The sequence below is a fragment of the Bacillus cereus group sp. MYBK15-3 genome (assembly GCF_051916765.1).
GTDB classification, from domain to species: domain Bacteria; phylum Bacillota; class Bacilli; order Bacillales; family Bacillaceae_G; genus Bacillus_A; species Bacillus_A cereus.
Window position 1 is genome coordinate 1 of sequence record NZ_JBQAHG010000006.1, and the last position, 25,188, is coordinate 25,188.

Consider the following 25,188-nt stretch of genomic DNA (forward strand, 5'->3'; position numbering starts at 1 on the left):
TAACGGCAACAACGGTGGTAATGAAGGCAACAACGGTGGTAACGAAGGCAACAACGGTGGTAACGAAGGCAACAACGGTGGTAACGAAGGCAACAACGGTGGTAACGAAGGCAACAACGGTGGTAACGAAGGTAATAACGGTGGTAACGAAGGCAACAACGGTGGTAACGAAGGCAACAACGGTGGTAACGAAGGCAACAACGGTGGTAACGAAGGTAATAACGGTGGTAAAGAGGACAACGGTGGTAAAGAGGATAACGGCTCTAAAGAGGATAACGGCTCTAAAGAGGACAACGGCTCTAAAGAGGACAACGGCTCTAAAGAGGACAACGGCTCTAAAGAGGATAACGGCTCTAAAGAGGACAACGGTTCTAAAGAGGATAACGGCTCTAAAGAGGATAACGGCTCTAAAGAGGACAATGGTTCTAAAGACACTGGAAGCAAGGTAACAGAAGGCACAGACAACGGTGCTAAAGGTGGAACAACAGGAACTACGTTGGAAGATAAACAACCGTCTAAAGTAGTAGAAACAAAAGTAGTAGAAACAAAAGTAGATGATAAAAAAGAAGTTAAAAATGTAGCTTCTGGAAATAAAGAAACTTACAAAGAATTACCAAAAACAGGCGAAGCAGAAAATAACAGCGCATTACTTGGCGGGTTAATGGCTATCGCAGGTGCAGCTCTTGCATTCGGACGTAAGTTTAAGAAAACAACAAAATAATAAGTTATCAAACTAATGAAGGTACTCCATTCTCAGGAGTACCTTTTTTATTTGTCTGTAATAACGGAAAGGCGGGCGGAGGGGATAATAAGAAATACAACTAGGTTCAAAGTGTTACTGTTCTTTAAAAACTGAATAAGGAGGGAAAATATATGGCGTTTAAAGATAAGCTACGACCTAACATAGCAGCGTTGTCAGTTGGTTTGATTTTGGGGTCTAGCTTTCTACAACCGCTCGCTTCTGCTGAAACCATCAAGGAACAAAATGTACCTAGGGTTAATGAGGTGAGTGAGTCTCCTGCATCTTCTGGATTAAATGAGCAGGAAGTTGCCGATAAAGCTAAACAAGAGGCGGAAGCTAAGGCAAAAGCTGAAGAGAAGGCTAAACAAGAGGCGGATGTTAAGGCAAAAGCTGAAGAGAAGGCTAAACAAGAAGCAGATGCTAAAGCTAAACAAGAAGCGGATGCTAAGGCGAAAGAAGCTGCCGAAAATAAAGCAAAAGCTGAAAAAGAAGCTCAGGATAAGGCTGAAAAGGAAGCAGTAGAAAAAGCTAAAAAAGAAGCTGAGGAAAAAGCGGAGAAAGATAAAGTTGCAAAGGTTGAAGAAGATAAAAAAGCTAAAGAGGAGTTAGATATTCCCGGTGCGCTTAGGTCTTCTTTTTTAATTAGTCCTAGATTCTTAGCTCCTGCGCCGGTTATGAGAAGTGCGGGAATGCCGGGATTCTCACCATATGATGTCCCTAATCAATGGAATTTAATTAAAGGGGACGCTAGCCAGTTTAACCCTGAGGGCGGACACAACATTTCTTATAACATTTATGCTGAGAAGAAAAACAACCGTCCGGGGATAAACATCGAGCATAACCAATTTGATTATGAGCCGACTCAAAGGTATTTAACATTTGAAGGGTTCGCTGTTCAAAAAGGTTACAATAACGAATATCCAGATAATAACAGAACGTATATTATTATGGAAAATACTAAAACTGGTGAAAGTAAAACCTACGCAACGGATGTAATGGCTGATTCGGACGCTACACGTGATTTTACTTGGGCGTTTGGTACACCAAAACAACCTCGACAATGCTATGACAATGAGTTCGATAAATGGTCTGATGATGATTGTACGATGACATATAAAGGTGTCGGATTTAAAGCGTATATTCCTTTGGATGATTTATTCGGAAACGCAAAAATGGGTGACGATGCTAGTTCTTGGAACATGAAAATTGTTCATGGTGTTAACGGGAATCATGGAAGAAGTGGTTACCAGTACGTTTGGACTTGGATAACTACACCTATAAACATTCTCGATTTAGGTAAGTATACAAGCAGAGAGGGCGCTACTGGGATGCTCGATTTCGCTAGTGGTCGTGGTACAAATACTGCAACCCCTAACACAGCCGACCATATCAGACGTGATTCCCCTGCAGGTAATGGGTTATGTAGTCTAGGGAGTAATTGTCGTTACTTTAAAATGGGAGTAGATTACCCTATTTTGGACTCTGACCAATCCCGTACAGTTATTTGGTACAAATACGGTGCAAGAGCGGGTGAGACCCAAGATGCTTGGGGTCAAAGTCAGTATTTCCATGTTAACGGGAAAACAGCCATGTTAACGTTCAAGCCAGATAAAAACGTAGTTCCGGATAAAGATGTTCAGCTTAAAACGGTCTATGTTAATGATGGTAATCGACAAGTACTTGATAGTTTCACAGAGAAATTCTCTCGTGGGGAGCAAGTTACACGTTCAGTACCATTTAATAAGCAAGGTGGTAAGACGGAGTCTGAGTTCTACGCAGATACGTACAGATTATTTAACAAGAAGATATACACTAAGAACGTAAATGGTGAGGATTTTGTATTTAGAAGTCAGGAGCAGAACCCTTCTCAAAAAGCCGATGACGATATGGTTAGAGAATTGAAATTTAACATGCACAATGATGTGAATGCTAGAGCTAAAGGGCAACCTACTGATGTAGATAAAAACGATAAAACCATCATTAAATCCGGTGGAGATAGTACGGGAGATTCCACAAAGGTTCGATACTATGACCTATTAGTTAACATTGAGTATATCGATAAAACGACTGGGAAAATTCTCGAAAAGAGACGTTCGAAAGTAATCCCTCATGGTCGAGTGGTCTATGTTCCTAAACCTACTGGGGCATTTAAAGATGAGAATGGTAATCCATATATCAGTGTAAATCCTTATGCTGAGGAGCCGGTTAAGAGTTGGTACACACATCCGGGGCAACATGCGGATGATGAGACAACAATCAAGTTTTACTACAAACCTTCTAAACCAGACCCTTCAACAAATGGGCATGTAGATGGGGAGTTAATGACAGATAACGCTGACTTCACTTGGAACTTATATAAAGATGACGATAAATCGAAGAGTAAATTAGCGTTGCATAATAAGTTAGACCCTAAACTTTCAACAAAAGCATTTGCGGTACGTAACGTTAAAAAGGTTATCGAAACAGCAAATACAAAAAATAATGATAAGAATAAGGATTATATACCTGATTTCGATTACGTGGCTAAGGTAAATGAAGTAGCCGATGACGGTATGAAATACCATTTAATTGGTGAAGAAAAGACACCTAAAAACAAAGTGTTTATGTCTACACTAAATGAAAACAGCCTTAAAAATGGGGGAGCTGCGTATGCCGATTTCCCGAACATAAGCGGAATTAGTAAAGATATGCAGGTACTTAAAAATGACCCTGATGCGTTTAAAGATGCATCTAATAAAGATTACACAGGACGTAATCTTTACTATGGTTATCAGTTTGAGGCGACAAATTCTTATTACGACCATTATGTATGTAGCGGTTGGGATGAGATGAAGGATGAAAAAGGTAACCCATTATCTCCAAGACAGTGGGCTTGCGAAGGTTGGAATTTCTCGGAACGTATCCCATTATGGGGTGACGGTACGGATAAGTATACGCCACCTGCAGGAACATGGATTGATACACATAAAGTAGCATATCAGGCTGAGATTGAATTAGACCATGTTTATGGGACTGAACACGTATTCCGTAAAGGAGACCAAAAATTAGAGTACCCAGTAGGTAGACAGTCTAAAGTGTATCGTACAAGTCCAAACGATTACAAAACGGATAAGGAAGATAAAACACTTGCAACGGAGAAATTCATTGCAGATAAGACGTTATACGATGCAGCTAACCCTGCTAAAGAGTTACAAACACAAGAGGCAATTAACGTGGGAGGAACTCTTAAGTATGAGAACTCTATCAACACTATGGGTATTGCTAATAATGGCGGTTTAGGAAGTCAAATCAGCTATGACAGAGATTTAAAATATATGAGCGAAGATGGTAAACGTTCAGCTGTTGCTTGGTCTGATAGTGATGGACGACCTAATAACGGATACTCTGGTTATTATGTGCAGGATGTAGATAAAAACCTAAAAGAGTCTTTAGTGGTAAACAAGGACAAGGACGATGTTGAGTTTGATAAACATCATGCCTTAGGGTTTTACAAACTTCCGGTTGTTATTGAAGGTAAAGGTGGAGGTCAGTTTGATATTAAGACTATGGACGATTACAGGGTTATGAAAAACTCTGGATTCCAAGTTGCTTCACCGAAAGGTGCTTCTATCGATGCTGTCAATAAACAGGCTAGAGAAGAGTACCGAAAGTTCAATAAAGTAGAGGCTACTACTTCAGATTTAGTCTTAGAATCGGATAAACGTAGTTCAAAATACTATTTACCTCTTGATGTTGATACTTCTGTAAAAGGTAAAGATGATTTACCGTCAATGAATATGAAAGTTAAGAGTAAATGGCAAAATGAATTACTAATCGGTTCTGTTGGTTTAAATGATGTAATTATACAGGTAACATACCCATTCACGTTCAAGCAGTACTTAGTAGGTTCTGGCTTAGATAAAGCGAAGGATGGACAAGATGCTGTTTACGTTAATGAACAAACTGAGGCAATCAGTAAGGGAGTTAAATACGACCACACGGTTAGAATTGAAGATGATGAACTTAAAGGGGCTATTGGTAGAATTAAAAATAGCGACACAGTAAAAGTAAATACTTTCCGTGAGGCAAATAGTAAAGGGTTATGGGAATCTGTAAAAGAATATCTAAAATAGGATGAGGGGGTTATAATACCCCCTCTTTTTATTTTGAATAATTGAGGTAAAGATAGATAAATACTATATGGAAATAAAAAAGATAAGATATGCCAGTGTTTTGATAAGGATACTGCAGTAACAGATGAAAATGTCTAGTATTATATAGGTAAGGTTATTATACCTATGGATATTGATGCAAAGGTCGGTTGTGAGGGCTTCCTATTTTTGCATACACTTTGCCTGTTTTCTGGGGGCAGTATAGCAGGTGAGTGGCAATAGTCGTGGTGTAGTAACAGAGGAATAAGGAGGCGATGTAGACCTACTCAATCTACATTGTTTCATAAAATCGATTAAAGTGTTCATGACAAAAGCGTTATGTAGTCAGGTTTGCGATAGACCTAGACTGCTAGCGCTTTTTTGTCGTATAGAAAGGTGTGTTGCATCTGATACGAGGTAAAAGAACATAAAGAGTCCAGAAAGGATTGGTAAAATATGAAACCTTATATGAAGAAGCTGACAATATTGGGTGTCTTGGGTGCAGTGTCGTTAAGCTTAGTTGCTTGTGATTCTGACGAGGAAAAGGCAGTAAAGGCACAAAAGAAGGATTTTAAAGTTGTCTATGACTATGATTATGATTCGACCCGTGTTGTCGTAGAGAAGGAAAAAACGGTAGAAGAGTTAGCAAAAGATATGATGTTGCAAAATGTAGGTCTAGATACAAAAGAAAAGCGGTTCGCTGCGGTCGGTGTGGAGAAGGAGCAGGGGATTTTTATAGAGTCTGCAGTACGTGACGGGGATGCCATTCCTAAGGTTAGTGCTATGACAAAAGAACAAATTGCAGAGTTAAATCAGCAAGATGATGGCTTTGCTGAGAAGAAAAAACAGACATTTGAGAAGCTAAAGGAACAGAGACAAGCAGTTTTATCTAAGCAATATGAAGATGATAAGGTAGAGACAAAGAAATTAGAGGATGATTTGAAGAAGAAAGTGGCGGAGCAAACGAAGAAGATTGAAAAGCAAAAAGTAGATAAAGAAAAGCAGGACGCAAAAGAAGAAGTAGAGAAGAGTAAAAGAGCAGCACAGGAAGAGGAAAAACCTTCTGGGGCTAAGTAAAGAGGTGAGGATATGGTAACAAACACGAAAGAAAAAGCAGGGATAGCCGAGGTTTATTATGGGTTCGAAAGGTTACTTGTAGATGCGTTTCCGAAATGGCTTTTAAAAAGCGGTGGAGGGGCTATATTCCAAAACAAAGGTATTTATATGGTTGGGGTTAAAACGCCTAAATTAAGGGTATCTGGGCGTGTTTACGGTACATGTATATGTGAGGTTCGTAAAGTCGACGGAGAGGGTAAAGAAAGCGAGAAGTTGGGGGATATTCCTTTCGGGTTAGTGGTCGATGCCGGGGATACCCTTCATGGTCATATAAACGAGATATTAGCGAAGTCTGCGAGTTCTGAAATTATGGGACAGGAGCTGCAGGGACTTTGGTATAAGGTGCTGCAGGATAGGATTAAGGTGTTGGAAAAGAATGAGGGAGATTTTCGGATTGTAAGTGTAGATTATCAACCGCCTAAGAGCGAAGACGAGGTTCTGGCAGAGTTTAAGAAGCAATCATATTTGGCACTTAGTAGGTTCTATATGGGATTGATAATGAAGTTGGATGGGGCTAAGGGTAAGTTTCTTGTGCAGGTGCAGGATGTGACGCTATCACATAGCGGTAAATACCTTATGAATATAGTTACGTCTGTAAAAGCAGCGGATAAAGATAAGGTGGTAACGGTGAAGTTTGCTCTCCCTATTGATTATGACTATTACAATAAGAACTTAATGAAGAAGCTTGATAGGTCTGTAAAGGATAGGGTCATGCAGTTCACGGAATCGCAGAAAAAACCGTTTGAGTTTGATGGGGTCTGGATTTCAATGCTGCGCTACAACGGTATACACTCAGGGTTACGTTGGTTACTGTCTGATAACTCAAAAGAGACCGCTAAAATGATGGAGCGTATTAAGACGGTTATTCATTCTGATGAGGTAAAAGATGTAATTGGGGCGGTTAGGGGATACCATAAAGAGTTGGTGCAAATACAGGTCAAACCGTTAAAGGGTGCAAAGACGAATCTACCTTTATACTTAGGGACTAATGGTATTAGTTCTGGCGAGGTAGGTGCAAAAATCTATAACCGCAGGGACGGAGAAACAAACCTTATGAGCGCTTTGAAGATGCTTATATCGTTGTACGGAGAGTCTGATGCTTGGTTTAAGATTTTGAATTGCTTTGACTTAAGGAAGAGGGTGGACTAAATGCTTAGAGGACTTGTAGGTCTTTGTGCAAGAGGTGTAAGAGCAGGTTTTGATGCAGGGGTTCGCCTTGGTGAAAAGAAGATAGAGACAAAATACAGGTTGTTAAACTTGGGGATTGTAGCAGGTATAGCTGCTGTTAAGCTAACAACTAAGGTGGCTGCGGTTGGGGTACGTGCAGTGTCTGGAGGGGTTAGGTTAGTTGGTTCTGGTGTACGTGGGGCAAATAACCTACGTAAAGAGCGGAACCGTAGAAAGATGATGGAGAGAAGACAGGGAGGTGGCTACGACTCTGGAACTCCTTACGAAGATGAAAGAAAAAGAGAGGCTGCTCCCGAACAAGTAAAAAAGAAACTAAAGAGAAACGAGTACCAAGAGGATATAGACCCGTATGCTGCATATGACTACCATGTGGCTGACCCAAAGGCTGACCAGTACAGCCAACAAGAGAACAAAAAGCCTGTAAATGAAGTAGATAAACTAGCAGAAGTAGACCCGGAAAAACTAGCGGTTATTGAGCAGTTAAAACAGGAGGGTATATTGAAAGATAGCGGTAAGGATAGCTTCCTAGATGGGGTATACACCGGGGATAAGCAGTTTAAGGAGTATTTCTCTGCGTATACATTTCCAGATGGTGTACGTACACATTGGGACGAGATGAGTTATACGTTAAAGGTAGCATTCCCAACAACTAACGGGGTTACGTTAGTGGCTAAAGAGGATGGTTTACATAGCCCAGAAGGTAAAGTGTATTATGTGCATGGCGGTACAGGGGATACGGGAGATAAAAGCTACGCACTTACAAGTATGCTGCAGGATTACCCTATGGAGTACACAGATGTGCTAGTCAATCTAATGTTTGGGTACAATGATATGTATAAGAAAGAGATGGAGACTGTGCAGTAATGCAGTCTCTTTTTTACGTCTATTGTTTAAATTTAGGGGTTGGTGTATACTGTAAGTACGTACTTACGTAAGTACACTAATTAAGTAAATAATTATATAGTCTAAAATTTTAAATACAAGGAGTCTATAACTATGCCTGAAAAAGTAAATGATTTAGTGATGCTAAAAGAGGATAGGGTGGTTACAAAGCAAGGGAATAGCTTGGGGGTCACTATTCCTACTGATATGCTTAAAGCACTAAACCTAACTAAAGGAGATGAGGTGACGCTTGAGGTCGATGGGGATGTCCTAAAGGTTAAGAAAAAAGTAACAAAGGCTTTACCTGATGGGATAAGCGATGACTTTTTAGATACAGTTGAAGCTTGCTTTAATGAATACGATGAGGTTATGAAAGAGTTAGTTGATAAATAAAAAGAAACTAAACTATAGCATATAGGGGGAAGAGAAATGAAAACGTTATGCAAAAAACATGGGAAAGAGTATATGGACGAGCAAGCACCAAAGGCAGTAGTCATCAAAAGAGATGAAGATAATTGCGAGCGCTGTGAGGAAATTAAGAATGGGGTCAATTTAAAGTTATTCCATGTAACACTATCAACTGGTCAGTGGTATGAGGAAAATGTGTGTGATGAGAAAGTCATTGTTGCTGCGGACTTAGAGGATGCTCGAATTGAGGCAGTGAAGTTAATGATGGGATGGTACTTCTATAAGGGAGGATTTATCCTTGAAGATTGTGGTTCGGCTCAAGAGGTAAAATACCGTTCATATTGGTCAAAATGGGAGAATGGTGAAAGGGTAAAGGATTACGTGTTCGATTCTGAAGAGGACTGTGATGCGTTTAACGCTAAACGGGAGGGTATAGTGAACTTCTCGGTTAAGGAGCTAGAGATAGAAAACGGGTACAAGGTTACTTCTGTAAATGCGGAGAAACTACAAGACTGTAAGGTTGGGGCTGAGTAAAGATGAGGTATTTAACAGATAAAGAAGTTATTGCAATTAACGTAGCAGCAATTAAAAAATACTCTCCGGGTGAACTCTTAGGGGTGAAAGACCCGGGGCTGTTAGATTCTGCAGTAAACAGACCGAAGCAGTCAGCGTTTGGTGAGGATGCGTATCCGGGCGTATATGAAAAGGCTGCGGCGTTGTTTGAGTCTATTGCGCAGAACCATGTATTTTACAATGCGAACAAAAGGACAGCGTTTATGTGTTTAGCTGTATTCCTACGGTACAACGGGTACAAATTAGTAATTTCTACCGAGGAAGCAATTGCGTTTACATTAGGGGTTGTAAACCATGAGTATAGTGAGTTAGACGTCCTAAATACTATCGCTACACACTCCGTTCGTTTAAATATGTATGACATTTAAGTAAGGCTGCTACTAGCGGTCTTTTTATTTTGCCATTTAACTGAAAAGTAAAAAGAAGAGATACAAAGAAACGATAGGGATAGGTAGGTGGAATTGTATGAAAAAATCAAAGGAGCTAGTAGGGGAACTCTTGTTACGTTTAGGGTTTTCTGTACTTGTTTGTATTGTGGTTGGGGTGGCTGCTAGTGGGATAGCGGGGGCAGTCACAGGTATTTGTTGGGTTGTCAGTTCTGTAATCCATATAGGGCTTCCATACAGTACGATATTTAAAGCAACCGTTAGTATACTGCTACTCGTACTGGTGCTAGGTTATAAGTTGTTGCTTGATAGGGACATCCTCTAGGGGTTGAGGGTGTGAGAGGATGGTGAAGGACAAAATGAGGTTAAAAGAAGTGGATAATATTAAATCAAAGGGGGCTTCCTGCGGACTGTATGCAGTAGCTATGACAATACAGGCGTTAACAGACGATAGGTATGATGAGGAAAAACTGGGGAATTTCTTAATCGATTTAGCACATGCTAGAGAGCTTACACATGTAGGAGAGTTATTTGATATCGGTAAAGCGGAAGAATTTCTCCTGTGGGTTAATGACTACCTGATGTCGTTAGATTACAAGGTAAGGACATTTAATTCAGCGGATGAGCTAGAGACAGTAATTGAAGATGGGTTACAGAATGGGTATTACGCAATGATTCCGTATTATGCAAAGACGGCGTACCCATATGTACCGAATAAAAAAGCCGATATGAAAAATGTACACTGGGGTATTATATGGGGGCTTGAAGACGGAATCTTGCAAGGCTCACAAAGTAATGTGTACAAGAAAAAGGCACTAAGAGACCAAAAGGTCGTTGATGTGTATAATGCCAATGCTGTGCTAGATGGAAAGGTGTTTGAGTGGTACAAATACTTGAAATGCAAGTGTATGGAGGTTACTAAAGTACCTAAACGGTTAGCGGAGTATGAAAATCAGGTTAAGAAAACATGTACACAAGATTCATGTGTGAAATTAGAGAGGTTAAGACCTCAGGACTGCTTACATAATGTTAATTTAAAAGGAAAGTTAATCTTAATTGGGTTACATACAAATAATTGTAGGTAAGGGACAGCGTAGGCTGTCCTTTTATTTGTATAGCGGGGTTTGATATGTGGATGGGAGTTACGGATAGATAAATACGGTAAAGTGGCTATATAAACAAAACGAGGTTAATAAGGGGGAATAGGTATGGGTAAATATAATAAAATTTGGATAGAGGATAATAAATTGGTCAGGGGTTTAGATGAGAGTGCGGATTCCTTACTTACATTAGTGATGCTAGATGAATTGCAAAAACACCACAAAACATTGGATACATGTGACATGGTGAGAAAAATAACAGTGGATGGTGTGTCTACGTACCAGTTTAGGTTATATGAGTTTAAAAAGACATTTGTAATTACAGTGGAGTTAGGTAAGAAAGGTTGGTCGGTATTTGCGGGAATTGAAAATGAAAAGGATTTCTGGAGTGTACCATGTCCTTATCCTGCTTTTGGGGTGGTTCGTGTAGGTTTAACACTTATGTTTATCGGGCTATCTGGCGGGGATAAACATAAAAAAGAGGTAAATAAGGGAGTACGTAAAGAGATGGGGAAAACAAAGGATAAGAAAGCTAAACTACATTAAGAAATAGGGTGCGAAAGAGGGGAACGTATATATTTCCCTCTCTTTTTTGTGGCGATATAGAAGATAAAACAAAAAAGAATAATGTCTGTTAAAATATGAGTAACAAAGGTGATATTAAGGAAGGTAGGTTACGTATATGGGGTTAGATGCGGCAGTAGCGTTAGCAAACGCTCAAATAGCTGAAAGTGATTTATATCCAATTACAAAAGAGAATGTAGATTATTTTATAAATGAATTAGGGTACAAAGGTCTTGGGACTTATGAGGAAATGGAGAGTAAGATAGCTGCTACAGGTTTACCGATTCGTAATTTCTATATTACGAATAAGGTGATGTCGGTATTCGTATATTACGACTATCCTGTCTGTGTGGAGTTGTTTTACATGTTAGAGGATTATTCATTCCCGGGGATGGATATGAGTTTAGGAGAATACATTCGGGATGTTGAGAAAAGAATCCGTAAAAAGTATGACGCTAAGGATTTCTTTGGGGTTCTGCATTATGCACATAAGAACGCAATATTTATGTTAATGAATAAGTTGTATTGGGAAGTAGAAGAAAAGGATAGATTCGAATTCTTCATATCAAACTACACGCATTACGACTACGGGCATACGGTGTTATCGGTGGATATGGTGTTAGATGTATTCCGTTGTCAGACGAGTGAGAAGAGGAAGGAACTCCTTGATTCGTTGGAAAAAATAGCGAGTGGTGTGAATTATGTAACAGTGTACCGTGGGCAGAGTGATAAATCTACAAACCATGAGGATGCAATTAGTTGGACGGTAAGTAAAGAGGTTGCTGAATTTTTTGCTAAACGTCATGGATTTGATGGGGAAGTCTACGTAGGTACGGTACATAAGAATGATATTTTAGCGTACTATACAGGTCGCGGGGAAGAGGAAGTGCTAATACGACCTAAATCAATCAGACAGGCACAAAGTTTAAATCCAATAACAATTACAAAAGACATAGAAGGCATGGAAAAGGAAGGGTATATGACGGAGTACGGTCTATACCGTGGGACGTTTATCCAAGAAAAGTACTTTGATAACTTTGACGGTATTCATGGGAATAAGCATTGTAGCCGTGTTCTGCTTCATTGTTTGTCTATGTCTAGGGAGCTAGGATTAAGCGATGAGGATAGGGCTATCCTGAGTCTATCTGCATGTCTCCATGACATTGGTCGTGTAAATGATTATGAAGATAAAACACATGGAATAAGAAGTGTGGATTGTATTGGCGAATATGAAATTATGGTTTTCGGAATCAATGCGGTCAATACCAAAAGAGAATACGATATCTTAGATTTGGATGAGGACGCTGATGATATCCTGTACTTCATTATAGAGAATCATTGTATTTCGGATACTGAGGCAAAAGAAAACCTAAATAAAACGGGTTGGGGCGATGACAAACTGGCTCGAGCGTGGAGATTATTCGAGATTTTCAAAGATGCCGATGGGTTAGATAGAGTTCGTCTGGGTGATTTAGATAGTGATTACTTACGTACAGCGGCAGGTAGAAACCGAGTACTTATTGCGTACAATTACTTAAAAGCGTTAGTGAAGTAGGAGAGAAGTATTTCTCTCCTTTTTCTTTATCTTGATAAGGAAGGGGCAGACGGACGGTCGGGGTTGTGATAGTATAAGGGTATGCTAACAAGCCGGGTAAGAAACAAACAAAACAAGTTAAAAAATAATTTCTTGTTTTGATAATGGTTAGGCGGTTTTGTACAAGCAAACATGTTAAATTGAAAGAGTGTTAAAAAACACATTTTGAAATGTCCAGATTTCAAAAAACAAAGGTGTCCGTAAGGCGGGCATGTATGCTCGTCTAGGTAAAACCGAAAACAAAAGAGGAGGAAATCAAAATGGGCAGATTATCATTTAGTGGGGCAAGAACAGGAAGACGTGCGGGAGGTAACGGGTTAGGTAATATGGTGCAGCGCCTTTCATTCGAAATTGGTGAAACAAAACGTATTATTTTCCCAGTATTGCCGGATTCAGAAGGAAATATGGGGTTAGTGGTACTAGCTGAGCCGTTCCATCCAATTAAACAAAGCTTTTTAAACTTTGTTAATAGTCGTGGGGGAACATACCAATCGTACCAAGTACGTTGTATGCATCCTTACAGCCAAACAGACCGTAACGAGGCAGTAAAATCAGCGGAACGTAAGGAAATGTGTCCATTCTGTGAGTTATCACAATATGAGGTACGTCGTACATATGCTGAAATGGAAGAGCGTTATGGGGAAGATGGCTTCAAAGAGCTTTCTAAAGATGAACAAAAGAAATTCTACGAAGAAATGGATAAACAACGTAAAGTTGAGAATTCATACTACAAAAAATCTGATGAAGACGGTAACGAGTATAACGTAACTCGCTTAGATATTACACTTCTAGCGTTAGAGCTTGAGTTAGAAGACGCAGTTGGTAAAAACAACAAGCCAGTAAAACGAGTAGTTCGTGATGAAAACGGTATGCCGAAATACAAGAAAATCTTAATGACTATGTCTCAAAACCGTCTAGATAAGTTCAAAACGGCAGCAGATAATGCGTTTGAACAAGGTATTTTAGACGAAGACGTAAATGCATATGGTTACATCGAAAACGAAGGTACAGAGCATGAAGAGGAAGTATTAATCGGGTTTGTTGACTTTGCGGTTAAATTCCCTAACAAACCTACTAAAATGGAGTCAGCTAAAGATATGTCTCCAGTAGCAGTACCTGCGAAAAACTCAGTTGTAACAAAAGAATTTGTGGATGCAATTACTGAAATTGGGGTTAAATTAGTTGCTGAGGCTGAGAAGTCTTATAAAGCAATTAACCCAACACTACGCCCACATACACCACAGGAGGCTATTGCACTTATGGCTGATGGTGGAGAGTACTTCTACTCTATGCGTGAGCAGTTCGGTCGTGAGGAAGAGGATACTGAATTTAACGAAAAAGTATTCGCTACAGTCTTATCTGGTGCAGGCGCAGGAACGGATGAGGACGCAGAAGCAGAAGCAAATGCGTTACGTGAAGAAGATGAAGCACAAGAGGCAGCTGCAGCTAAAGCAAAAACTGTTAAAACGGAGAAGAAGGCTGAAGCGAAAAAAGTAGAAACGAAAAAGGAAGAGCCTGAAGATAACGGCGAGGTCGAAGACGATGATAACTTCGATGAGTTCATGGGCGATGACGAATAAGGATTACCACTAAAGAGAGGGCTTATATACCCTCTCTTTTTTATTGTCCAAAATAAGGTAGATACTACATAGAAAAGGGAAAGTAGATGGTAAGTGAGATTGGAGTAAACAAATAACGCCATGTATAGGCGGTCAGATAAGAACAGTAGAGGAGTGGGTTGATTTGTTAAAAAGATGTACTGCAGGGGGCGTAGCGGTCGATATAGTGGATGACGTAACGATTCGGACGTTTGTTTCCCGTGAGGATTTAGTAAGTATCAAAAATAAAGAAGACGTGTTCGAGGGGTTAGCGCACTTCACAACGATTTTCGAGCGTAACAACGAGACAAACCTAAACGAAAGAGAGTTGTACAGTAAGTGCAGTGTAAACGAGAGACCACTTGAGGCGTATCGTATAGAGGATAGAACACCGGATGAAGATGCGAAGGCGAAAGAAACGTTAATCAAAGGGTTAATTTCTACACTGTTTCTTGTCTCTGACGGTAAGGTGTACGATGTGTTGTTGAACCCTTTAAACTTTGTATACGATAAGAAGAAAAAGAAGGTAAAAGCTTTTCTGCGTAAAGATACATCGCTTGCAGAAATTACAGATGATTGGTTATATAACGTGAAAAAACTAATTGCGTACTTCTTAGTGAACGATAGCGGGTTAATGCCTGAGCAGTTTGATGAGTTAACGCTTGATGATATTGAAAATAAAATGATGGGCAATGTGTTAGTGGGGTTTAAGAAGCTACGTGAGGCTCGTTCTGTTGGCGAAATGGCTGAACTTATGCTTGACGATAGCGAGTTAAAGCCTTTAATCAACTACCCACCAATTATTAAACCTTATGTTGTTCCGAAAGATATTACAACAGAGGATGGAGCTGTTGAGAAGCCAGTTGATGATAGCGAAGAACTAGGGTTGGATGATACAAAAGAAGAAGGAAAAGGTCAGAAAAAGAAAAAGCCAGTTAAAGAGAAAGGAGAAAAAGGCAACGGAGGTGTTGCAAAAATTGTACTTGCTTTCGTAATTGGGACGGTTGCCGGATTACTTGTAAATAAATTCATATTACCTGGACTCTTTGGGGTCGTTGATTTACAAACAGTGACTACAGGGTGGTGGTCATAATGTGTAAAGCAGAGGGAACAGCGTTAACAAAACTAGTGGATGTACTTGCGCTTGTTGATTTGGATAAGAAGAGTGTTCCGAAAGATGAGATGTTTTATGTGTATGCTGAAATGGCACGAATGGCATTTGCGGGGATGAATCATATCCTCGCAAATAATCAACAGAGGTTGAATGAGGCTAACAAGGAGCTTATCGATATTGACCATATTATGGAGATACGTAAGTTGGATACGGATGAGAAGTTACGGTCTGCAGATGAACGAATTACGATTAGACAGAAAAGACGAGTTGCCCGTGCCATTCACAATATGGATAAGATGCTGAAAGATAAAGGTGTCGATTGCAATGAGCTGCTGCAAAAAATGGATTTGGTTAAGGGTTTATTATATCGTGAGGTTACGCCTAGTGAAAAAGTGTACACGTTTCGAAGCGATAGAGGTGGAGATATTTTTGAGAGAATTACAGGTAAGAGGTTAAAGGGTGACGTACTTACAGGCGACTCATTGCTTGACGAAGATGATAGCGAAAAGGATGATTTGAGTGTACCGCCTAAACTGGACGGGGTGCGTACCCTTGCTGATTTAGATGCAGGGGAAAGTTCGTCTAAGCCACTTCGTGATATTGATGATTTATCGGGGTATTTAAAAGCCCAGAAAGGAAGATGGTAACATGAGTTTCGATTTTAATAACTCGGGAAGTTCTGGGGGTTATAACAACGACAGGGTGTCAGAGCGGGACAGGTTAGAGATTGACTCAAATGGACGTACGAGAAGTGAAAATGCAAGCGAGCAAAATAATGGTACAAACGGTGGAGGTTCTGGTAGACGTTTTGGCGGATTTGGTGGAGGCTCTAGGGGTTCTGGCGGCTCAGGGAGACCGGGTAAATGGAAGTGGATACTTGGGATAGGTGCGTTAGGCGGTCTTATTTTCCTTGGGAGCTTAGGAAACGGTGGGTTTTCGAACATCTGGAGAACGTTTAATAGTACGCCAGAGGAAAATCTGGGGTCGATGCTTACGTCTGTAAAGCAGGTAGAACATGAAAATAAAATGGTAGGTAAAGAAAAGAACCAAGTTTATGATGTAAACAATATCTTCTCTGACGAATATATCGATAAGCAAGTAGATAAAGAGTATGCGGTGTATGTGTATACAGGTAATGAAAAGTACGATAAACCTTTTGATGATTGGGTACGTAAAAATGAGAAAGAAATACCAATTTACAGGGTTAATGCCGAGGGAATGAAGACAAACGTAGTTGCGCTTGATTACGTAGAGGCAGATAAACCGATGGTTATGGTTTATAATGAGGCGAATAAAGGGAAGAAAGAACTTGATGCAGTCATTAAGGATAAAGACTTACTTAAGAACATCGTTCCGCATATACAGAAACTGCAAGAAGCAAAAGGAGTAAAGATAGAAAAAAGAGAAAAAAAGTGATAAAAATGTGATACATTTGATACACAAACGCTAGATAATAGAGAAGATGTATGGTATTATGTATATACAAGTCACCGGACGTGACTTAGAAGACTTACATTTTGTTTGGTGTAAAGCCTTCTACGATATTTGTTTAATTGTTTGTTAAATTTAGAAATAAACCACTTGTTGGGAGCAGTCGATATGACTGCTCCTTTTTTATGTTTTAAATCCAAGCCTTGATAAGAATCGGGGCTTTTTTCTATTGGAAGTTTGATATGATAGGGGTAAGAAAAAATAAGGGGCGTGAGGAAGTGAAGTGTGAGTTTAGAATTAGAAGCCTACGTGTTCGAAACCTACAGTCTATCAAGGATATGACAATAAACATCGATAAAAACGGGGTATTTAAGTTAGATGGGAAGAACAATATCGGTAAGAGTGCGTTAACAATGGCGATTTATGCCCTTACGAAAAACTTACCTAACAATAGCTATAAATTTTATTTGCGTGATGGAAGCGAGTTTTTTGTTATCGACTATACAGGTTGGGATGGCTCAACGGTTACGTTATCTCGTGGGGCAGTCGATTATTATGAGTGGGATTTAACTAACGGAGAGTCTGGTAGAGCAGATAAGACAGGCGGTAAAGTACCACCGGAGTTGGAAAACTACTTCAATTTATATCACGAGAAAGAAAAAACGGACGAGATACTAAACCTACGTATGAAGAATAGTGTAATTCCTTTTGTTGAGACAACACCGGGGGATAATAACTTCATTCTGCAAAAGGCATTAGGGACGGAAGACTTCCTATTAGGGTTAAAGCATGTCGAGAAGGTAAAGAGTGCGGAGTCTAAGGATATCAAGTTACTTACAACACAGGTTGAGCAAGAAGAAGAGAGATTGGCGGATATTACAAGTGAGGTAGCCCATAAATCTCAGGTGTTAAAAGAGGTAAGTAGATATGAAAACGTACTAAAGGCGGAGTATGGAATCCTTGAGGCGTTAGAGGACGTTGCTGAGGATATGGCGGAGCTTGCTGAGAAAGAGCAAGAACTGTTAGAACTTCAAAAACGGTTAGCACAGCTTAATATGGAAGAGGCAGAAGAGGGCATCTATACCATTAAAGAGCTTACGAGTGCGCGAGATAGTATGGTAGAGGTCGCAGAATTAGAGGGTACGCTTAAGGTACTACAAACGAAGCTGCAGGCAAACAATACAGAAGAAGCAGATGAGTGTCTGGCGGTCATTCAAGAAGTGACGGAGCTGTTAGAGGCGATTCTTGAAATGGAGCAGATGGAAGAAGAGTTATCTGAACTGCAGGTGCGTATGAACAAAGTGAAAGACTTTGGAGATATCCGTGATGATTTACTACTCATTGAGGAATTAAAAGAACTTCGTGGGTTGTATGAAGAAGTAGAAGAACTTACGGCAGAAAAAGAAAAGAGCGATAGACAATTAGAGTTAAGCGCTAAGGAGCTTAAGGACTTTGAGAAAGAAATTGGAGTATGTCCGTTGTGTGGTGGCGATGTCAGTGCTACGCATGTACATAGTTAAGGAGGGTTAGCAGTGAAGGTATTAAATGTAGGAGATTTACATCTAAACGCTACAGAGATGCGTAACACGGTAAGAATGAAAGATAATAACAAGCTGATGCTAAAAAACCTTATCAAGTTTATCTTAGAGGATGAAGAAATAGGGTTGGTCATCTTTGAGGGCGACTTACAACATAAGACACCTCAGGATATGCAGGAGGTAGCAGAATGGCGTAAGCTGTTTAGGTTACTGGGTATAATTATGCAGAAGCGTATGAAAGGTAAAAAGTTTAATTTTATCGGGTTGGATGATAAAACAAAGAAAAAACTAGAGAGTGGGAAAATATATCCGGTTGTCGCTTGTCGTGGGAATCACGATAATGAAATTACGTTAAAAAATGACGAGAAACAATATACGTTCTTTGATGAGCTGCTATCAGAGGGGTTAATTATCAATCCTAAAGGTATAGCGTTTAAAGAGAACGGTCAAAAATTCTACATTGATATCCGTAACTATGGGCATGCTGACCGTGAATTACCTAAGAAAATCCGTGAGGATAAATCTTGGTTTGTTATGGCGGTACTGCATGATAACGTATTAATGCCTGAGTCACCTTTATGGATGTTAAAATCAAAAGGCAAAGAAGGGGTTTACGATGCGACAAAGGTGTTAAAAGGTGTCAATATCGGTATCCTTGGTCATATTCATGAAAATGTAGACCCTATCTATATCGAGATGGAAGATGGCTCAGTTAGTGTCTTGTGGCAGACAGGGGCTATGGGTCGTACGTCATTCAAAGAGGAAAACTTGCGTGATTACGGTTACTGCGGTCTTATCGATACAAATAACCTTGAGGAGTTCGGTTTAGTAGAAATCGATGTAATTCCTGCTGAGGAGTATTTCTCATTCGAAAAGGCGTTGGCAGCTAAGAAAAGTGCAAGTGATTATAAAGATTTCAGTTTACGTATGGAGACAGTGGAACGTAAACATGAAGACCCGAGGGATGTTATTCGTGCATTAGAAGATGTGGACGATGATGTGAAAGAGTTCGGGGTAGAAGTACTAAATCTAATACATGATAAAGCAGTGTAGTAAGGGGTGTAGTTGCTGTGGGATATAAAAAACTATGGGATTGTAAACATACAGGTAGGAAGCAAAAACAGATAGCTATGCTAGAAGAATGGTACGTATGAGCAAGGAAGTAAGATACCTCGTCACGTTTGAAAACAAGCGTGACGCATTGGCTCGTATAGAATACTTAATGGATGAGCATGAGAACGAGGATAATGTTTCTTATGTGGAGTGTGAGGGTTGTGATAAGTGTACGGAGATAGAACACATTCGGAAGTCGTATCTTGGGGACATTTTTGGTAAACAAGAGCGAAAGAAGAAAGGGGAAAACGAACGTACACTTACAAAAGAAAAAATCCAAGAGATAAAAGCACTAATTGCAGCCGGGGATAGAGATTATATAATTTCGAGAGAGCTGAATATATCGCTAAACACGGTGGAGTTTTACCGTAGGTTAATGGTTAGAGATAAAAACAACAAGGAGAGAAGGTAGGAGGAGCTTATGGGAGAGAAGCAAAAAATCGAAGTAGAAACAGCGGACTTGGTTATCGTAGACACATGGAGGGCGCTAAGTAGAGGTAAGCGAATTGCAGGGCTACCTAAAGATAAGCGTGACAAGTATATTAAAAAAGTACAAAAGGATATTAAAGCAGCGCTTGAGTGTGCTAAAAAGAAACCAAAGTGTGGGAATCTACTTATTGGGGTTGATGTATTCTCTATGTCTAGTCTAGGTGAGGATGCGTTAGATAAAAAGAACACAAAAAGAGCGTTGGTTTGGTTAAAAGAACAAGATGAGACAACTAAGCCAATTATGAATAAATACCGTGAAATGAAGGAATGGTTTATCTGGGGAGTACGTGACCGTGGTTGGGCGTTTAATCTACTAGGAAATGAAAAATATTTCGATGGGGAGTTTCGCACAGCGGAGTCAGATACAGAGGATGCATTAAAGGTAGCAAAAGAGATGGTGCTGCGCTTTACGGACGAGGGCGGTACGGTTCTAGTGGTTAACGACTTTGAAGGTAGCGTTATGAAAGAAGCAATCGAGAGTACAGGTCGTGTATACGTATCTGGCGTTCGTGATAAGGAGACAGGGGGTTTAATTCATGCTTGAGGTAAATAAAATCCATAAAGGTGATACGTTTAAATTATTAGATGAAATTGACGATGGTTCTATCGATTTATTGTTCACTGACCCGCCTTACAACGTTTCGGTTAAAGGAACGAAAATGGCATATGGTCATGGAAGAACGGGCATGGATTTTGGTGATTGGGATTATGGCTTTGATACAGAGGCTTGGATGAGAAAGGTACTTCCTAAAATCAACCCAGAGACAGGACAGGCACTTATTTTCAATTCTTATTTAAATATGGAGCTTATGGCAAGAATAGCCGAGGAAATGGGCTATATCGTACGTGGCTTGCAGTATTGGTATAAAACTAACCCTGTACCGCAGATGCCGAATAGGTTGCCGTTAAACGCCTTAGAAGAGGCGATGTGGATTACAGCAACAGATACGTTTACGTTTAATGTACGTGATGGGCGTAAGGCTGAGGATGGGCGTTACGAGGCTTCTCCGCATGAAGACCAAGGGCGACGATTCCATACAACGCAGAAACCGTTCAGTATTTGGTTAGAGATAATGCGTGTACATAGTAATAAAGGGGAATTAATCCTAGATACGTTCTCAGGGTCTGGGGTAACGGCAGTATCTGCTGATGAACTAAGACGTAATTTCATTGGTTTTGAGATGGATAATACGTATCATGAAAAAAGTACAAAAAGGCATCAAAAGCATCGAAGAAAAGCAAGAAGTTTATGGGTATAGTTCGTTTAGGTTGGTTGATAAGAACCAACCTTTTTTATTTGGGAAAGGGTGGTAAACTAACGGTAGATAACAAGTTAAGGGGGAGTTTGTGTTATGTCACAAAGTTTAATCGCTCGCTACGAGACGGCGAAAAAGAAATTTTCAAATACGGAGAAACAGGCAAATAAAGTGGAAGCCCGTTTAGGGGTAAAGAAGGAAGAAGTTAAGACAAAGATAGAAGCTTTGTCAAAACGTGGAATTACGTTTGAAACCAAAGAGGAACTGGATTTAATCATTGAGGAAAAGAACGAGCGTGTGCTTGAGATTGTAGAGCATATGGAAACGGCGCTTGATATGGAAGTACCTGTTGAGGATGTTGCTGCTGAGGAATCCTCTCATGTAGGCGATGACGATGATGTAATGGACTTCGGGGATATGGTAGGCAATGATGGTAAGGTCGTTAATAACGTTGATGAAGATGACGATGAATTTCCAGACTTTGAATAATATAACGGTAAATACAGAAAGGTAGTGCATGTATGGTTCAACTATTAAAAGAAAGTTTAGCGAACGGGTTAAAAACAGCGGGTAAAATTATCACAAATAAACGTATTGAGTTGTTGGATGACAATTACTTACGTGTAGTAAATAAAGACGGTGGTTTATACTTCGCTTCTGTAGGAGAAAACCACACGTTAGTACAAAAGCTAGCCGATGGGTTAGAGGATGCGGAGCAGGAGCTATGCCTTGAGTATAGCAAACTGCTTGCACCATTGTCAGAGCTAGGAGATGAGCTTGATTTCCAAATGCTTGAGGACAAGGCACAAGTAACAAGTGGACGCATTGTGCTTAACTTCAAGGGTTACGAGGGCGATTCGGTATTGGATAAAGTAAACGAAGCAAAAGAAACAATCGACCGTGTTAAAGAAGATGGGGAGCAGGTTGTACGTGCGGAGTTCTTAGATGTCCTTTCATATCTGCATAGTTTGCGTGATAAAAACGCTTCTGATGATTTACAGGATATTTACTTTACGGACAACAAGTCGTTTGTAAGAGGTACACGCTTTGCAGTACGTATGGATTATTCTATTCCAGTCAATTACGGAATCAGCAGCGATGCTTCTGATACATTGATTTCAATGTTAGATAGTTCGGATGAGGAATACTTCTACATGCTGCTAGAGGACAATACGGTGTACTTTGTAGTAGGTGAGGACTTCTACCAAGTAGATGATGTAAATAGAGTCATTCGCAGGGTAAACGATAGCTTCAATGAATTTAGCGAAGATGTAAAGTTACCATTAAGTAAAACGGAGTTAGTTAGTTATGTAAAACTAGCAATTATCTTTACTGAGGATGATGAAGATATCCTGATTACGGTAGATAACGGTGTCGGAAAAATTAAATCTGATAGCGAGAGTAATGAAAATGGGGATAACGCATCCGACGGGGAGTTTTCTGTTCCAGAAGATGTAGCTGATTTTGAAATAGCGGTTAACGGTGATGATATCCTTACAGTGTTTGGTGGTCTTAGTGGAACGGTAGCAGATGAAGTAGAGCTGCAATTGTCGTTAGATAGCGAGTTAGCGTATTTCCGTCACAGTAAAGGCGACTGCTTACTATCTATCCGTAACTTAGAAGAGTAAGGGGGTAGACAAGGTGAAAACGAGGGACAGGGTCGGTCGAATCTTTAAGAAATTGGAGACTATGCGTGAGGATTTACGTATGTCTGAGCATGAGCAACGTACCGTTGGTGGTTACGTTGCTCGATTTAAAAACAACATAAAAGAGAAGCAGGATAAAGTAGACTTATGCAATAAGACGTCGTTAATGTTCAAAAATATAGCGGATGAGCGTAACGAAGGTGCAAAACAGGCGCTTACAGATGTATTAAACTATGCGTTAGCGAATGTACCTTTAGAGCAAAGATATGAAGCACGTATTGAAGAAACAATCAGTAAGCGTTCGGGTAAGGAAATGGTGGTTATTCTGCGGGATATCGATTCCGGGCAGGAGCGCTCACTTAAACATCAAACAGGTACGGCACTTTCACAGATTGTAGGATTCCTGATGACGGTTATCGTAATCAAGTTTTCGGGCGCTAGTCGGGTTATTGTACTTGATGAGAAGTTGTCTGGGTTGCAGGACGAGGAAACAATTCGAATGTTCGGCGACGTAATCGTGGCGCTAGCTAAGAATGAGGACTTCCAAATCATTATGGTTGAGCATAAGAGTGAGCTAAAAACAGTTGAAGGGGTTACAGTTATTCCTCTTGTACTTCGAGATTACGAAAGAGGCTTAGAAGTCGCTTCGTAGGATGAAATTACCATTAAAAATTAATTGTAAAATATAGTAAAGTATCATAGGGAGTATCTGGTAAAAAAGGTATATTGCCCTATGATATTCTAATATTAGCGTATACGAAAGTACGGGATTGTAAAATTCTGCATGAATTTGTCAGATACGATTGTATTTCCTGCATGGGGATGTGTATAATCATATAGACATGGATGACAGGTGTGATTATATGATTGAGATAATTTTCGAGAGTTTGAGCATGGGAGGTAGCATTCTTGGATAAGACATCCATCCGAGTACGAACCGGACAAAGTATTAAGGATTTTATTCAGTTAGGAAGTCGGATGCGAAATATTGGGGTACTTAACGTAAAAATACGAAAAATTACTGACAGTGAAGTACATAGAGAAGTGTTAAATAAGTACTACCAATTATTAGTGGATACCAATTATTTAGGTAACGAAGCATATGAGGTTATGGTTTTAAGAAAGTCGTATAAGGAAATTCTTGAGTCATACCCAAACATAGCTGAAAGCTATTTACGAAATATCATATACAAAGAAGCAAAGCGTGTATTCAGTGAGTTAGGGTGCGACCCTTATCAAGCCATTCTGGACGGGGAACTTACAGATGAGGATGGTAAGGGACTAATTAACGTATTACACAAGAAGATATTAGAAAATGGTAAACGTGGCGATGTAGCCTATGTTTCGACAGCAAATAATGTGCGGTATACATCTGCAGGGTTACTGACTGACCAGATGAATTTAGATTTTAAAAAGTATGCAACATTAGATGGTGATTATATACAGTCATTCAATGACGAGGAAATGTTCGCTGTGATTGCGAAGAAATTCCAGATACTATCAAAATCTTACTTTGATAATCTTATGAAAGATATCGATGAAAGGCTAATCGGGTACTATATGTACCTACTAAATACAGATGAAAAATTACTGACAGAAAAACAGAGGGGACAAAGGCAACAACTCAGAGAGGTATGGTGGTTGAGCGATGTTGATTAATGTGTTGGAAGAAAAGAAGGACAAAGCCGGTGCAAAAACAATAGCTTGGATTGAAGATAAGATAAAAATGGCAATTGCAAACGGAGATACAGATATTCGGGTAGATTTTTCCGGGGTATCGGTAAACGAGAATTTCGTCGAAGACTTAGCAAAACTTGCAGCAGTACACCACGTAAAACTCGAAGGGTTGGGTACAAAAGAGGGAGAAGTTGAAGCGTATGTAGCAACTGCGTTCTTCTTAAAAGCTACGCTTGGGGTTGAGGCGTTTGTCGAGTGGTTTGAGGAACGAGTAGCAGATGCGGACTATCCGTTAATGATTCTAGATTCACGAATTAAGGACGGCTCAGATGGTACGCTTAGTGTAGTAAAGCCGCTATACTTCCAAGATAACAAACTCGTATATCAGCGCTTGCAGACAAGGTTCTTAGAGCCTATCGAGTTAGAAAAAGCGGTGTTATCTGGGGAAGATATTTGGTTAACGGAATCTATGAATAAAATAGATATTGCGGATGATGAAACAGGCTTACGGTTTGCTTGTAACTCTAAAGAACGTACGATGCTTGATATCTTCTCTGGAATCCTTTGTAAGAAGGTAAAGGGATTCGTTCAGTAATGGGAAAGTGAATAAAAAACGGAAACCCTCCAATTTGGTAGAGAACAG

At 39.9% G+C, this 25,188-nt stretch carries 26 protein-coding genes; all 26 read left to right on the plus strand.

Annotation, left to right across the window (positions count from 1 at the left end; genetic code table 11):
* A partial coding sequence (locus ACTFR8_RS21940; protein ID WP_440027823.1) for an LPXTG cell wall anchor domain-containing protein occupies positions 1 to 721 on the plus strand: 721 nt, incomplete at its 5' end.
* 152 nt (positions 722 to 873) lie between these two features.
* Positions 874 to 4,854 (plus strand): hypothetical protein, encoded by a 3,981-nt coding sequence (locus ACTFR8_RS21945; RefSeq protein ID WP_440027826.1) that lies wholly within the window; start codon positions 874 to 876, stop codon positions 4,852 to 4,854.
* Between the two features lie 474 nt (positions 4,855 to 5,328).
* A complete protein-coding gene (locus ACTFR8_RS21950) occupies positions 5,329 to 5,949 on the plus strand; it encodes a hypothetical protein (protein WP_440027829.1) in 621 nt (206 codons plus the stop codon).
* Between the two features lie 12 nt (positions 5,950 to 5,961).
* Complete coding sequence (locus tag ACTFR8_RS21955) at positions 5,962 to 7,137, plus strand: hypothetical protein (RefSeq protein WP_440027831.1); 1,176 nt, start codon at positions 5,962 to 5,964, stop codon at positions 7,135 to 7,137.
* Positions 7,138 to 8,040 carry a hypothetical protein gene (locus ACTFR8_RS21960; RefSeq protein WP_440027834.1) on the plus strand — a complete coding sequence of 301 codons (903 nt, stop codon included), beginning with the start codon at positions 7,138 to 7,140 and terminating at the stop codon, positions 8,038 to 8,040.
* Between the two features lie 132 nt (positions 8,041 to 8,172).
* Positions 8,173 to 8,451, plus strand: a complete 279-nt coding sequence (locus tag ACTFR8_RS21965; RefSeq protein ID WP_221660031.1) for an AbrB/MazE/SpoVT family DNA-binding domain-containing protein — start codon at positions 8,173 to 8,175, stop codon at positions 8,449 to 8,451.
* 36 nt (positions 8,452 to 8,487) lie between these two features.
* Positions 8,488 to 9,000: a hypothetical protein gene (locus ACTFR8_RS21970; protein ID WP_440027836.1), complete on the plus strand. Its 513-nt coding sequence runs from the start codon at positions 8,488 to 8,490 to the stop codon at positions 8,998 to 9,000.
* 2 nt (positions 9,001 to 9,002) lie between these two features.
* On the plus strand, positions 9,003 to 9,407 hold the full coding sequence (locus ACTFR8_RS21975; RefSeq protein WP_221660048.1) for a type II toxin-antitoxin system death-on-curing family toxin: 405 nt from the start codon (positions 9,003 to 9,005) through the stop codon (positions 9,405 to 9,407).
* Positions 9,408 to 9,537: 130 nt separating this feature from the next.
* The gene (locus ACTFR8_RS21980; protein WP_440027838.1) at positions 9,538 to 9,750 is read left to right on the plus strand and encodes a hypothetical protein; all 213 of its coding nucleotides are present in this window, start codon (positions 9,538 to 9,540) and stop codon (positions 9,748 to 9,750) included.
* Positions 9,751 to 9,769: 19 nt separating this feature from the next.
* Positions 9,770 to 10,510 (plus strand): hypothetical protein, encoded by a 741-nt coding sequence (locus tag ACTFR8_RS21985; protein ID WP_440027841.1) that lies wholly within the window; start codon positions 9,770 to 9,772, stop codon positions 10,508 to 10,510.
* A 123-nt stretch (positions 10,511 to 10,633) separates the two neighbouring features.
* Positions 10,634 to 11,071: a hypothetical protein gene (locus tag ACTFR8_RS21990; RefSeq protein WP_440027843.1), complete on the plus strand. Its 438-nt coding sequence runs from the start codon at positions 10,634 to 10,636 to the stop codon at positions 11,069 to 11,071.
* Between the two features lie 136 nt (positions 11,072 to 11,207).
* Positions 11,208 to 12,644, plus strand: coding sequence for an HD domain-containing protein (locus ACTFR8_RS21995; RefSeq protein WP_440027845.1), 1,437 nt, complete (start codon positions 11,208 to 11,210; stop codon positions 12,642 to 12,644).
* 299 nt (positions 12,645 to 12,943) lie between these two features.
* Positions 12,944 to 14,263, plus strand: a complete 1,320-nt coding sequence (locus tag ACTFR8_RS22000) for a hypothetical protein (protein WP_440027848.1) — start codon at positions 12,944 to 12,946, stop codon at positions 14,261 to 14,263.
* Between the two features lie 163 nt (positions 14,264 to 14,426).
* Complete coding sequence (locus tag ACTFR8_RS22005; RefSeq protein ID WP_221660077.1) at positions 14,427 to 15,374, plus strand: hypothetical protein; 948 nt, start codon at positions 14,427 to 14,429, stop codon at positions 15,372 to 15,374.
* The gene (locus ACTFR8_RS22010) at positions 15,374 to 16,042 is read left to right on the plus strand and encodes a hypothetical protein (protein ID WP_221660079.1); all 669 of its coding nucleotides are present in this window, start codon (positions 15,374 to 15,376) and stop codon (positions 16,040 to 16,042) included. The genes ACTFR8_RS22005 and ACTFR8_RS22010 overlap by 1 nt, the downstream gene beginning before the upstream one ends.
* A gap of 1 nt (position 16,043) precedes the next feature.
* The gene (locus ACTFR8_RS22015) at positions 16,044 to 16,811 is read left to right on the plus strand and encodes a hypothetical protein (RefSeq protein ID WP_221660084.1); all 768 of its coding nucleotides are present in this window, start codon (positions 16,044 to 16,046) and stop codon (positions 16,809 to 16,811) included.
* 293 nt (positions 16,812 to 17,104) lie between these two features.
* Positions 17,105 to 18,346 carry an AAA family ATPase gene (locus tag ACTFR8_RS22020; RefSeq protein WP_440027851.1) on the plus strand — a complete coding sequence of 414 codons (1,242 nt, stop codon included), beginning with the start codon at positions 17,105 to 17,107 and terminating at the stop codon, positions 18,344 to 18,346.
* A gap of 12 nt (positions 18,347 to 18,358) precedes the next feature.
* On the plus strand, positions 18,359 to 19,417 hold the full coding sequence (locus ACTFR8_RS22025; RefSeq protein ID WP_221660095.1) for a metallophosphoesterase: 1,059 nt from the start codon (positions 18,359 to 18,361) through the stop codon (positions 19,415 to 19,417).
* A gap of 97 nt (positions 19,418 to 19,514) precedes the next feature.
* Positions 19,515 to 19,889 carry a hypothetical protein gene (locus ACTFR8_RS22030; RefSeq protein WP_221660099.1) on the plus strand — a complete coding sequence of 125 codons (375 nt, stop codon included), beginning with the start codon at positions 19,515 to 19,517 and terminating at the stop codon, positions 19,887 to 19,889.
* 9 nt (positions 19,890 to 19,898) lie between these two features.
* A complete protein-coding gene (locus ACTFR8_RS22035; protein ID WP_440027854.1) occupies positions 19,899 to 20,510 on the plus strand; it encodes a hypothetical protein in 612 nt (203 codons plus the stop codon).
* The gene (locus tag ACTFR8_RS22040; protein WP_440027857.1) at positions 20,503 to 21,225 is read left to right on the plus strand and encodes a DNA-methyltransferase; all 723 of its coding nucleotides are present in this window, start codon (positions 20,503 to 20,505) and stop codon (positions 21,223 to 21,225) included. Before ACTFR8_RS22035 ends, ACTFR8_RS22040 begins: the two co-directional genes overlap by 8 nt.
* A gap of 93 nt (positions 21,226 to 21,318) precedes the next feature.
* Positions 21,319 to 21,711, plus strand: a complete 393-nt coding sequence (locus tag ACTFR8_RS22045; protein ID WP_440027860.1) for a hypothetical protein — start codon at positions 21,319 to 21,321, stop codon at positions 21,709 to 21,711.
* Between the two features lie 32 nt (positions 21,712 to 21,743).
* On the plus strand, positions 21,744 to 22,850 hold the full coding sequence (locus tag ACTFR8_RS22050) for a hypothetical protein (RefSeq protein WP_440027863.1): 1,107 nt from the start codon (positions 21,744 to 21,746) through the stop codon (positions 22,848 to 22,850).
* A gap of 13 nt (positions 22,851 to 22,863) precedes the next feature.
* Entirely contained in the window at positions 22,864 to 23,520 is a 657-nt protein-coding gene (locus ACTFR8_RS22055) for a hypothetical protein (RefSeq protein ID WP_221660117.1), read from the plus strand.
* 257 nt (positions 23,521 to 23,777) lie between these two features.
* Complete coding sequence (locus ACTFR8_RS22060) at positions 23,778 to 24,527, plus strand: hypothetical protein (RefSeq protein WP_440027866.1); 750 nt, start codon at positions 23,778 to 23,780, stop codon at positions 24,525 to 24,527.
* Positions 24,517 to 25,140 carry a hypothetical protein gene (locus tag ACTFR8_RS22065; RefSeq protein WP_221660128.1) on the plus strand — a complete coding sequence of 208 codons (624 nt, stop codon included), beginning with the start codon at positions 24,517 to 24,519 and terminating at the stop codon, positions 25,138 to 25,140. Before ACTFR8_RS22060 ends, ACTFR8_RS22065 begins: the two co-directional genes overlap by 11 nt.
* Positions 25,141 to 25,188 lie beyond the last annotated feature (48 nt).